Below are 11992 nucleotides of genomic sequence, written 5' to 3'. Positions count from 1 at the left end.
CAATGGCCTGGGGCTCATTTCACGGCACCGAAGGTAAGACCACGTTCAAGATGACGCTGGCCGAGGACGATCAGAACGACGGGAATGACCATGGTCACCACAAGTCCGGCGGCCATGACGGGGTAGAATTGGACGCCCGGATTGAGCAGCTTGAGAAGAGCTACCGTCACCGGCGCCCTGGTCGAGCTCAAGATCAGACCGAGCGCGAAGTTGTGCCATGCGAGCAGAAAAATGAGCAATGAGGCGCCTATCAGACCCGGCTTTAAGAGCGGCAGCACGATGTGCAGCACGATGCGGAACGGCTTTGCACCATCCATGGCGGCCGCTTCCTCGATGTCCTTCGGGATGTCTTCGATATAGGAGCGGCTCAGCCAGACGATCATCGGCAGGGTGACGACCTGGTAAACCCAGATCATCCCGAAATAGGTATCGTACAGCCCAATTCTCTGGAAAACGCTAAAGAGCGGGATGACGACCAGCAACGCCGGAGCAAAGCGGAAGCCCAGGATAAAGAAAGCGATATCTTCCTTGAAAGGTACGTCGCGCCTCGCCAGCACGTATCCGGCGGGCACTCCGACGAGCACAGAGATCGTAACGGCGCCAAACGCAATCACTACGCTGTTCGCGATCGGTGTCAGGAAATCAACCTTGATGGTACCGTAACTGGTCGCGCCGGCCTGGGCGACGTCAAAGAGGACGCGAAAGTTCTCCAGCGTTGGCGTGAATATGAACGTCGGCGGCCACGTCATGACCTCGGACTGCTGTTTGAGCGACATCATCACGATCCAGACGAGGGGAAACGTCAGGATCAGCGCGCAAGCAGCGACCAGGACATTCAGCATCAGACTGGTAGAGGTTGATCGTCTCAAACGCATTGGCGACCTCGTTCAGCTTACACGCTGCCTAACGAAGCGCCACAGCTTGACCATGGCAAACGCTCCGACGAGCACTATCAACCAATTGATTACCATGAGCGCGGCACCGCGCCCAAAGGCAAGATTCTGGAAGGCGACAATGTAGGCGCGTACCGAAAGCACGGCGGTGCTATCGCCCGGCCCTCCTTGCGTGGTCCCAAAAATGATGTCGAACTGGTTGAGGGATTCGATCAGCCGAAATACCGCGGCAATCAGAATATATGGAGCGACGAGCGGTAACTCGATATACCGGAAGGTTGCCCAACCTTTCGCGCCGTTGACCCGAGCGGCCTCCCTCACCTCGTCGTTGATGCCCTGTAGACCGGCAAAGATGATCAGTGCGAAGAAAGACGTGTAGGTCCACACGTCGATGAGAACCAGGGAGAACATCGCCGTCGTTGGATCCGAAATCCATGCAAAGCGGCTGATCCCAACAAGCGAGAGCAAATAATTCAGAATCCCGTTTTGCGGGTCCATCATCGTCGTCCACATGAGAGCAACGCTCATCGGCGGAAGGACGAGTGGCAGCAGAATGACAGGCCGCATCAAACGTGCAAGGAACACCTCCGTGGCGAATAGCTTTGCAAGCGCAAGTCCAAATATGGCTTCTACTAGTACAGCCAATCCCGCGTAGCTGAGGGTCGCGCGAACGCTGCTCCAGAAATCTTCAGTCTTGATCAGGGCTGCATAGTTGTTGAACCCAACTAAGTGGACCAGCGGTCGTCCAAACCGGAAATCTGTAAGAGACTGAAAGATTCCGTAGAAGAACAGGAAAAGAAAGCCGAGCAGGACGACGATAGCGGGTACGACCGCGGCAATGCTCCACCAGTCGAGACGCCACTCGCCGGCACTTTTCACCGGCTCGTCCTTCGACGAGGCAAGTTGACCGGCCGTAGGCTGTAGCGTCACGGTCCCGTTAATCCCTCGAGGATCCATCACTCTAACTCTAGGATGCGAGGCGGCTGCAACTGACCTTGCCGCCCCTTTTCGGCTTCACATTGACGAGCGGATTCCCGAGGCGAGATCGGTCAGCGTCGTTTTCACATCGGCGCCATTGACCATCTTCTGCATGGCGACGGCCCAGGCGTTCATTGCTTCGGCGAATCCGACCCGCGGCGTGAAAGCGAGCGCTGCTCTGTCCTGCACGCTCTTGAACGTATCGACAAAGTTATTGAATTCGGGCTTTGCCGCATATTCCAGCCAAGCCTTGTCGCTCCATGTGGAGGCGCGCGGAGAGTTGACGAGCTTGCCGGCGACCGCGCCGTTCAACTCTACCTGCTTCGACGTTGCCCACTGGATGAACAGCCAGGCGGCACCCTTCTTCTGGGAGGCAGCATTCATCGCCAAAGACCAGATCCAGATGTTCGATTCGAAGTTCTTGCTGTTCGGAGCGTGCAATGGAGGTGCGAATGCGATCTTGCCCGAAGCGGGCTTGCCAGCCACGTTGTTCCAGAACCCGAACATATTGGAATCAATTGCCATCGCCGTACGTCCGGAGCTGATGCCATCGACCACCTGGTACCAGTTGTCGTTGGCGAAGGATGGAGCCGCACACTTCTTGATCATGTCCACATAGTCTTTGTGGAAGGCGATCGACTCGGGCGAGTCGAGACCCGTTTCCAGCTTTCCGTCCTTGAGGATAAAATCGTGGACTCCGTAGGACTTGGCGATCGAGATTGCGGCTGTGTGGATGCTGCTCCAAAAGCGCACGCCGCGTACGCCCAATGGCGTGATGGCAGGATTGGACGCCTTGAGCTTCTCGCAAGCGGCCGACATCTCAGGCGGCGTTGTCGGAACCTTGATCCCGTATTTGTCCAAGATGTCCTTGCGGTAAAATAGCTGGATGTTCTCGAATCCATGCGGGATGCCCCATACCTGACCGCCTCCCGGCTCGATCTGGCCTTCCTTCACTTTCCAGGTGAGCGCATTCCGCAGTGCAGGGAAGAAATCCTTGTAGTCGTAGCTGGACGCCGTTAGGTTTGGATCGTTCAGATAGCGATCGAGCGGCTCAAGCAACTGCCCTGGTGCGAGATCCCAGGCGGGCTGAATCCCCGTCCCCACAACATCCCAGCTCGGCGACTTGGTGCTCAGTTGAATGGTGAGCTTATTCCAGTACGCATCATCCGGATAAAGCTCCGGTGTCACCTTGATGCCCGTCAGCTTTTCGAATTCGGGCAACTGGGCCGCGACCGCATCCGCATATGGATGGATGTCGTATGCCCAAACAATCGATGTACCTTCGAACTGCCGCCAATTGAGGTCGTCGGCTTTGGTTGGGCTGAGTGTTCCGACCGCTCCGACCAAAAGCGTCGAGCAGATGAGAGCGTTTCTGGCAAAATTCGTCGAATGGTCGCGAAGAGCGGCGAGCTTCCTTGGCATCAATCCCTCCTCTGGGCTCTTTGGCCCGGAAATCCACGTGCCCCTTCGGTTCCAGGCCGCGGCAGGGGAAGGCTAGCCATCATTGTTTCGTCCGAGCGTCCCTTTCACTCAAAGGTTTGGGTAAGATTGAGTAAGATCAAAAGATTGGCCTCACTAAAAAGCAGCCGCCGATTGGGACAAAGGCAGACACCCGCCAGCTTCAGATAGTTGGAAGAACGGAAGAGCCCCGATAATTCAAGATCTTCCTTTGCTTTTGGCTCATAAACTGTCAGTGACTCGCCGCCCTCGGCCTTCAGCCGCGCGCTCTCGCTGGACAGCAGTTTGGCAAGCGACTGGCCTGAGGCAGGCTCGCGAAGGATGGCGTCACCAAAATGAATATTCCCGACCGGTTCTACCCCTTTCATCGATTGAAACATGCTTCCGATCAATTCGGAAGGACATGCCAGTGCCAAGTTGAATTTGCGATTGACCCAACTCCGATTTGGAATGGTAGCATTTGACTGAACCACGCGAGTTCGGGTTGCTCTTCGAGAGTGGCGGTGGAATTTCGCGATCTACGCTGGACAATCACCGTTTCTCAGCATCGAAGCCTGCGCCAAGCCGAGGGCACTCCGAATCCAACAGTGGACGCTGAGTCGCTGATTGCGCAACTTCGAACACAACGTGGGTAGCACCCTCTTGGAGCGCACCAACGGCGGCACGGGACCAATTATCCAAGGTCAGGAATTCCTCAATGCTGCCCGGTGTATCGTCGACGATCCGGAGCACTGACCGCTCGCCTCAATATCCATTCGCGCAGCGAGAACGGCCGATTGATCACCGGCGTTCACACTTCCCTCTTGGCCGGCAATCTGCGGGCCACGCTCCTCGAGCACCGGCGGCGCTAATTTCGATTCTCATCTAGTCGACCGAGCGAGAGTCCAACTGATCTCCGATCTCATCAGTCCTGCAATTGATATTGCTTTCGTAGCAGAGCCCAATCCAATCGGTCTGGAGCGAACGCGTTGTCCCCGCTGTCCCGAGAACCATCCATTTAGGGCGCACAATGTGGTTCATTGGGGGGAGTTGAGGATTGAGACGCTCTTGTTGCCACGGCACGGAGCGGGATCGGAATTCTATAAGCTGCTCATCAGCAAACTGGGGAGTACCGATGCATGCCTGGGGCTGCGCGATGATGTGGCGCTCGACCGGCTGCTCACGTTGGTTGGCGCAGGCTGGGGTGCCCTGCTGGCTTTGGGAGGTGCGACCGCCGCTGCCTATCCAGGTGTCTCCTTCCGACAGGCCCATCATGCCGGGCTGCTGCCGGTTGGATAGACACCGAGATTAGGTGTGTCTGAAGCCGGAGATGGGCGGTGAAAAGACGGAAGTTTCAATCGTGAGTTCAAGATCGAGGCGGTGAAGCTGGTCAGGGAGCGTGGGTGTTTCGGTGGCGCAGGCTGAGCGCGACCTGGATGTTCATGAGAGCGTTCTGCGCGAGCGGGTGAAGGCGTTGGGCTCCGATCCAGTGCAGGCCTTTCCCGGCCACGGGCAGATGAAGCCGGCAGCAGGAGATCGATCGGTTGCGCCGTGAGGTCGCCAAATTGAAGGCCAAGCGGGATATCCTAAAAAAGGCCCGCAGCCTTCTCGCGGAGGAAGCGACATGAAGTTCGTTTTCATCGCAAAGCACCGGGCGGTCTGGCCGGTGGAACGGCTACGCGATGCGCTGAGGGTTTCGCGCTCGGGCTTCCATGCCTGGCTGAACCGCTCTCCCAGCGCCACATCCCGCGGCGACGAAGAGCTCGGCGCCAGGCGGTCAGTTCGCGCAACGATCCAGCGACGGCTGCCCGCAGAGCGGCTTCAACCGGTCTGCCTGGTCACGCCCAACACGAGCGATCGGCGCCTCGCCAAGTCGTGTCGTAGGTACGCACGTTCGCCACCTTACGTTCCCACTTGGCGAGATGCGCCTCGAATGCCTCCTAGCCCGCGAAGGAACGCCCGCGAGCGCGTTCTTCTTCAAGTCGCCGATGCCATTCTCCGTCTGGCCTTCGTGTACGCCCGACACGGCGCACAGGCGCGAGGACAGAAGCCCAATGCTTCGCGAGCGCGATGAACTTGCGGCTAAACTGAATCGACTCTTCGCGGCTCGAAACGCACCGACATGCAGCCGCCGCGAATGCCCAGGCGTCGCCAGATACGAATGCCTTGATCTACACCTCCCCGATCTCGACTAGACGCTCGCCGACGTCCATCTGCCGCTGCCCGTCTCGAAACCGCGTCGTCGCCAGCGCTTCGGCCTTCAGCACCTAACGATAGGGCTGCACGGCAGGGTTGCCACGTTCGCGGGCTGACAGCCACGCCTTTTCCGACCAACAGGTCCTGGCGCACCAGATCCGCATCGCCGCCGTGCCGAATGAACCTCTTGCGCAGCCTACCCTCGAGTCCATGGAGCCATTTCCGGCGCTCAGGCGACCGCCGCCCGCCGCCACGTAGTCCTTCACCGTAATGCCCGTCGCCCAGCTGTGGCGCAATCCGCTTCAGACCCCACCCGCACGCCACTTGGCGCAACATCTCCACCACATCATTCGATGTCTTCATCAGCTCCCCCGGTGGATCAATCCGAGACGAGCCTTCCGTCGTTCGTTCTCGTTCCTTCGCTCTCTCCCGCGCTATCCAAGCAGGGGCAATTTCTCGTGATGCCGAGGGCCAGTTTTCCATGGCCTGCGACGCGCTTCCCATGATCAGCCTACGGTCGCTCTCGATAGTCGACCGTTGCGTTCTCCAGCTTCTACTTGAGAGGGCACATCGGATGCCGGCGGCGGTCTCGCTCCTTGCGTGCCAGAACGTTCCCTCTCGATAAACGTATTGCAAACTCTCGCCGAAAACATACGCCCAGATGTCAGAACTCTTACAAATTGTCTGTGACCACTCGATGCAGCCGTGAAATCGCAAACAATTCTCCAACTCGACTGGCCTCAATTTTGCTCTGCACCTCGCGCGGCACCTACTAATCGGCTCTTTGCGATGAGATCAGCGTCCCCTAACGGTGGAACAGATGTGAACTTGGGGTTTCGAGCGTTGATGGAAGTCCCCGCGAGCAGTGCCTTGGGCGGTGACTACGTACCCGCATACTTCCGAAGCGGCTCTGATCACTTCAAAATCATGGAGGCACTATGCGCATCTGCGGTATCAAGCTGACGCATGACGGAGCTGTCGCTCTCGTCGAGGACGAACGGCTTATCTTTTGTATCGAGCAGGAAAAGCGTAACAACAACCCTCGGTATCAAACGATCGACAATCTCGATGCAATCGTCCTTGCCTTGGCGGAACACGGCCTGCATCCAGGGAAAGTTGATCAGTTCGTCGTCGACGGCTGGGTAGGCAAGCGCGAGTCGCAATTCCGGGTCCTCAGCGGGACAGCACCCATCGCCCTCAAAGGCGGTCCCTATGTTGAAAAGGACGCAGTGAGCGTCCTTGCTTCACATGAGGGCTTTGGTCTTAGACTCGACGGCGCGGACTATCCATACATAAGTTTTCCACATGTGACGAGCCACGTGGCCGCCGCATATTGCACCAGCCCCTTTGCCAAAGCTGGGCAGCCCGCTTTCTGCCTTTTATGGGATGGCGGCACATTTCCACGTCTCTATCACGTAGAACGCAGGAGCGCTCGATTCGTCGAATGTCTTTTCCCTATGATCGGGCACGTCTATGCCGCTGCGGGCCTTCACTTTGGACCATACAAGCAGGTGAAGCGCGCCAACTGGGACTTGGGTGATCCCGGCAAGCTAGACCCCGGCGGTGCGGGCAAACTCAATTTAGGTGTTGCCGGGAAACTGATGGCCTATATCGCGCTCGGGTCTGTTAATGAAGACATTGTCGCGGTCTTTCAAGATCTCTATCATAAGGTCTTCGCGGCTGAGACGAACCTTGCCAGCTACCGCACGGACGTTCCGAGCATGGAGTCCGCACTTGCGACCACGCATGAGTTCTTTGATGCTAGCGCGCGTCGCTTGGAGACTTCGTCCCCCGAGGATGTGCTCGCATCCTTTCATTGCTTCCTCGAACGTCTGCTCGTCCAGGAGATGTCGAATGCAATACAGCGCCATTCGGACTTTTCAGCACGCAATCTGTGCATTACTGGTGGCTGCGGTCTCAATATCAAATGGAATAGCGCGTTACGAGCGGCAGGCCTGTTCGATGCTATCTGGGTGCCCCCGTTCCCAAATGACAGCGGCTCCGCAATCGGTGCGGCTTGCTGTGCGATGGTGGCGGATAAAGGTTTCGCACCCTTAGATTGGTCGGTGTATAGTGGGCCGGCCTTGGAACATTGTGATGTACCACTCGAATGGAGGTCCACGCCGTGCAGCTTGCATGAACTTGCTACCATCCTCGCGAGCAACAAGCCGGTGGTTTTTCTTTCCGGCCGCGCCGAGCTCGGACCTCGCGCATTGGGCAGCCGAAGCATTCTCGCAGCCCCAACATCATCGAGAATGAAAGATCATCTCAACGACATCAAACTTCGCGAACACTTCAGACCAGTGGCGCCGATCTGCTTGGAGGATCGTGCGCCCGATATCTTTGATCCTGGAACGCGGGACCCTTACATGCTTTTTGATCACGAGACGAGAGCAGAGTGGCGAGACAGAATCCCGGCCATTGTACATCTCGACGGCTCTGCGCGGCTACAGACGATTTGCAGAACCTCTCAGCACAAAGTCGCCGAGCTTCTAATCGAATACGAAAAGCTGACTGGCATTCCGCTGCTTTGCAATACAAGCGCCAACCACCATGGACGTGGATTCTTCCCAAGTGTCGCAGCGGCTTGCGAGTGGGGGCGCGTTGATCACGTATGGTGCGATGGTACGATGTGGACGAAAGCCCCGTAGGCGAGTCACTGGGAGCTAACAAGGTTGTTCATGCCAAACGGTTGACTTACGGACGCATGAAGTCTTACTACGCGGATTGTTGTTGACGTTCCAGCAGAAGCGCGCTCCTGCCAGTTAGTAAGGGAATTCACGCTCGTTGGAGAGCACTAGCCAGTCGTCCGTTAAGAAGCCGTATTGAGCTTGGCTGGACATGCGGTCGCCGTAGGGGTCCCACGGCGCGGCCAGGAATTCTCTGAGAGGCGTCAACGCCGCGGAAGTTGTTGCGGACAGCCGAGAGGAGCACGTTGGCACCCTCGCCGGCGCGTCATTTGAGCTAACCGCGCCTGGATGACCTCGGCCTCCGGTGACCTGATGATGATGGAGGAGCGTGACGCAGCTCTGGATTGATGATGCAGAATCTGGCCCGAGATGAAGACCCCGGCTTGAGTTTTGCGCAATGCGGCCGACCTACCATTGCCGACATGCGCCCACTCGATCGACAGAGGGGGCAAGCACTTCAGTGCGGACGATAGCGTCCGCAACGCGCGACCATCACAGGGATGGCCGAGTGGCCCTCTGGCGCGTGGCAGGAACCAGTCATATCTCTGACCGATCGCTTCATTGGAGCCTCGATCAGGAGCCGTGATCGCCAGAAGCTGCGGCGGCTCTCGGGTTCAATTTCACAATCCAAGCGACTCTCGGTCTTAAGGCCACCGGCACTACCCACGCCGCCATTTCATGGCCTGAGGCTGTTATTCATATCGATGTCTTCCGTGTGATGAGATCGGACTTGTGGTTCTTCAAGCCTAAGGCTATTCAGCGCTTGGACGATACGCTTCAGTCCGATAGCCACTGCTTCAGGCGGACTGCCGAAGGAGAGACGCAGGCCGTTGACGTCGCCAAACGTGTCACCGGCAACGCATCCTACGTTAGTTTCTTTCAGAAGCCGCCGCGCAATATCATTCGTCGCTCCAATTCGACCGTCGGCCTGCAAAGCTGATGCAAGCCTATTCAGATCGAGGTAGAAGAAGAACGCACCATCGGCGCGAGGCGGGGCTACGTCACGTAAATCAGAAAGAATGTGAAGACCAATGTCGCGAGCGCTGACCAGCCAGTTGTATGTCTCCCGCTCAACATGGCCCTCGGTTACTTTAAGGTGGTAAAGAGCAGCCTCCTGGACGGCTGGACTTGGAGTTGTCCCTGCACGACTCTGAAGCTTTCCCACAGCTCGCGCGATAGGCGCGGACGCCGCCAAATAACCCAAGCGAAATCGAGCCATTGCTAGGCACTTTGAACGTGGATTGACGATGATTGTCCGCGACCGTACGCCAGGGTGGACGGTGACGATCGATTCGTGGCGATGGAAACCAGTGAATACGAAACTAGAGTAGCACTCATCCGAAATGATCCATATCCGGAGTTCGATAGCGAGCTCGCCGATATTGTGCAGTGTTGTTCGGTTGTAGACTGCGCCAGTCGGATTGTTAGGGGAATGAATAATTATAGCTCTCGTTCGTGGTGTGACAGCAGCTCGAATAGAGCTGACATCAGGAGTATATCTTGGTCGTTGAGCATCGACGAATACTGGTACTGCGCCAAGGGCAAGAATCAGGGGAGGGACCTCCGGCTGCCAGGGGCGAATAATGATAACCTCATCGCCCCCCTTCAGGACGGCCAAGGCAGCATAGAGCAGTGCTTTGTTTGAACCTGCAGTGATTACGATCTCTTCCGCTGTCCACTCAATGCCTGTTTGGGCGGCGAGCCTTTTGGCGACAGCTTTCCGGAGCGGCATGAGGCCGGTAGGATCGAAGTAGCCGCTCGGCCGTGAATTGACCGGCTCCATTGTCTTTTCGCGCGCTGATAAGAGTGGCTGGACGATTTCGTCATTCCCTAGATCGATGAATCGGCCTCCGATAGCGGCAGACCCCGTAACCACGTACTGGTCACCGGGCATATACTTTCTAGAACTGAACGATGTCGAGCGCGACAGCATACTGTGACCTCCTGCAGTCGTCGAAACTGATGGGAGTGAACCAAGACACGCGAACGCCTTTATCTTAGTGGTTTGGCAAACCGGCCACACTCGGTGCGGTTGAAAGGTTCACGCAAAACGGCACATTTTTCCTCCATCACCGGCAGCCTTGTTGTCGCGGCTCACAGTCCGATAAGATGAGAGACAGCGTGACGAACTTTCCGCGGCGGCACCGGACTTCTCCGAGGCAGGCGAGACAAATTGTGCCGAACACTAAATAGTGTGATCATTGATCCGACTGTCGTTGCACAAAGCGCCAGCCTGTCTTCGCCCGCGAAGGAACAAGGTTCTGCCCTCCTCGAAGTTGCTGAGCTTTTCGCGCAAATGAGATTGCGCACGATTACACAGCATCAACACCTTGTGGATTGTGTAACTACCAGGGTTACGCTGCCCCGCCTCGGCAGGGCCCGTCGAGGATGACACAATGCAGCTCGCCTTCTATGCTACGCTTGTAGACGGTGCCTGGTCTTGCGTCTCACTGAGAAATGCCATGCACTATTCCGCTGATCAATCGCCATTATTAGTAGTTGATCCGGCCAGCGTCGACGACGTGCGTCCAGGGCTCGCTTCGGTCGATGCAATCAAACACTATGTCGTGGTGATGGCAAAGATGCCATATTCGAGTTGAATAGAAACGACACTTACAATGGCGTGAGTTGGATGGTCTCACTCCATCGCGCCAAAGATTAACGAAGCCGATCTGCTCGACATTCCACCGCCCGGCTCAGACCAGCGCTCGTGTATATCAAGTCCGACTGCCTTATCTCGATTTCTCACCTATGCGAGAAAAGAACATCACCAGTGCCGCAATTGGACTTCTCAACCGATATCCCCCGGAGCCGCTAACACGATCCATTCCTAACTGCGCCCGCCGAAAGCTATCGCCACATCGCGCAAGATAAGCTCTAGAGTGTCTCGCATTTTGACGGAGGCATAACCGGCGTTGGCGAGGTCGCTTGCGCATTCGCGAGACAGAATACCCTCGATGAGGTGACCGATGTAGCGTCAAGTGTCCTCGATGGTGCGGTTCTGCGCTTGCCGCAAACAGTGTTTGGTCTTTGGAGAATGCCTGTTCGATCAGGTTGAGGTCTGGCGGGTATAGCGGAAAGTACCAGAGCCTGCCGTCGCAGCCTGGATCATCTGCCTGACGACTTGTGGCTTCCGAGAACATCGAGACTTGACGGTGTCGCCTTCGCTCAGGGTTCGTAGGAGACGGTGCTTGACATAAGCAAGCGCACCAGGAATCACCCTTGATCGGGCCGTCGTTCCGTCCACCAGATAGCCCTCATCAAGCATCTGCCAGTGATAGTCCCAGCCTTCGGACCTTCCCCCGCCCGTCACCAGCGTAGCCGATGTTCGACCGAAATAGTGAGCGTGAGCGCGGCCGACTTTTCGTGACGCGAAGAGACCGCTCCAGATGCATTTGGACCGTTCGAGCGAACGGCATGAACATGCGCTAGCCTTCTCTGCACACCGTCTTGGGTGCCTTTCATCGGTCTAGATCTGCTCTTGCTCGGTATTGACGAGACACGGCGGCACCTTTTCCTCGTCATCTCTGCCGATGCTTGCTCGAAAAAAACGAAATGCCGCCGACATTAAAGACCTGCTGGGATGTCGTGACTCCCATTTTTGATCCTGGGTCTTGCGTGAAGACCGCCTCGGCTCACTGCAAAATCGAACGCACAAGTGGCAAATCAGAGTAAGCGCTGTTCAGCGGCCACCTTCCGGATGACGGGGTGATCTGCGAGTCTGCGGTTTGTTCGGACCGTTAGGCTTAGAATGGACACTGTGCATAGTGCTATCACGGAGCCGGTGCGACGGCTTGA

Annotated in this window: 7 protein-coding genes and 1 pseudogene; 3 read left to right on the top strand and 5 right to left on the bottom strand. The window is 56.9% G+C overall.

The genetic code is table 11. From position 1 onward, the window contains the following. Nucleotides 1-14: 14 nt before the first annotated feature. The 4 genes from I6F16_RS34985 to I6F16_RS34970 all read right to left on the bottom strand — a co-directional run bounded on the left by I6F16_RS34985 (nucleotide 15) and on the right by I6F16_RS34970 (nucleotide 3709). Nucleotides 15-842 carry a carbohydrate ABC transporter permease gene (locus I6F16_RS34985; RefSeq protein ID WP_225133364.1) on the bottom strand — a complete coding sequence of 276 codons (828 nt, stop codon included), beginning with the start codon at nucleotides 840-842 and terminating at the stop codon, nucleotides 15-17. 45 nt (nucleotides 843-887) lie between these two features. After that, complete coding sequence (locus I6F16_RS34980; RefSeq protein ID WP_225174455.1) at nucleotides 888-1823, bottom strand: sugar ABC transporter permease; 936 nt, start codon at nucleotides 1821-1823, stop codon at nucleotides 888-890. Between the two features lie 84 nt (nucleotides 1824-1907). Next, on the bottom strand, nucleotides 1908-3293 hold the full coding sequence (locus I6F16_RS34975; RefSeq protein ID WP_225174454.1) for a sugar ABC transporter substrate-binding protein: 1386 nt from the start codon (nucleotides 3291-3293) through the stop codon (nucleotides 1908-1910). Between the two features lie 104 nt (nucleotides 3294-3397). Further along, the gene (locus I6F16_RS34970; protein ID WP_036008294.1) at nucleotides 3398-3709 is read right to left on the bottom strand and encodes a hypothetical protein; all 312 of its coding nucleotides are present in this window, start codon (nucleotides 3707-3709) and stop codon (nucleotides 3398-3400) included. A gap of 970 nt (nucleotides 3710-4679) precedes the next feature. Here I6F16_RS34970 and I6F16_RS34965 point away from each other — a divergent pair. Next, nucleotides 4680-5079, top strand: a pseudogene (locus tag I6F16_RS34965) (transposase); the annotation flags it as partial. Nucleotides 5080-6442: 1363 nt separating this feature from the next. After that, nucleotides 6443-8155, top strand: coding sequence for a nodulation protein NodU (gene nodU, locus I6F16_RS34960; protein WP_225174453.1), 1713 nt, complete (start codon nucleotides 6443-6445; stop codon nucleotides 8153-8155). 715 nt (nucleotides 8156-8870) lie between these two features. On the opposite strand, the gene I6F16_RS34955 is transcribed toward nodU, so the two are convergent. Further along, the gene (locus tag I6F16_RS34955) at nucleotides 8871-10127 is read right to left on the bottom strand and encodes an aminotransferase class I/II-fold pyridoxal phosphate-dependent enzyme (protein WP_081494543.1); all 1257 of its coding nucleotides are present in this window, start codon (nucleotides 10125-10127) and stop codon (nucleotides 8871-8873) included. Between the two features lie 463 nt (nucleotides 10128-10590). Between I6F16_RS34955 and I6F16_RS34950 the strand changes: the two genes are divergently transcribed. Continuing rightward, entirely contained in the window at nucleotides 10591-10794 is a 204-nt protein-coding gene (locus tag I6F16_RS34950; protein WP_157784024.1) for a hypothetical protein, read from the top strand. Nucleotides 10795-11992 lie beyond the last annotated feature (1198 nt).

It is taken from the genome of Bradyrhizobium sp. IC4060 (assembly GCF_020193715.1).
GTDB classification, from domain to species: domain Bacteria; phylum Pseudomonadota; class Alphaproteobacteria; order Rhizobiales; family Xanthobacteraceae; genus Bradyrhizobium; species Bradyrhizobium yuanmingense.
Note: the sequence above shows the minus strand (reverse complement) of the source record. Positions and strands in the feature narration are given on the sequence as shown.

Bases quoted from the DNA above. Each gene is read 5' to 3' on its own strand.
- I6F16_RS34985 (WP_225133364.1), bottom strand. From the start codon at position 842: ATGCTGAATGTCCTGGTCGCTGCTTGCGCGCTGATCCTGACGTTTCCC.
- I6F16_RS34975 (WP_225174454.1), bottom strand. From the start codon at position 3,293: ATGCCAAGGAAGCTCGCCGCTCTTCGCGACCATTCGACGAATTTTGCC.
- I6F16_RS34970 (WP_036008294.1), bottom strand. From the start codon at position 3,709: ATGTTTCAATCGATGAAAGGGGTAGAACCGGTCGGGAATATTCATTTT.
- nodU (WP_225174453.1), top strand. From the start codon at position 6,443: ATGCGCATCTGCGGTATCAAGCTGACGCATGACGGAGCTGTCGCTCTC.
- I6F16_RS34955 (WP_081494543.1), bottom strand. From the start codon at position 10,127: ATGCTGTCGCGCTCGACATCGTTCAGTTCTAGAAAGTATATGCCCGGT.
- I6F16_RS34950 (WP_157784024.1), top strand. From the start codon at position 10,591: ATGCAGCTCGCCTTCTATGCTACGCTTGTAGACGGTGCCTGGTCTTGC.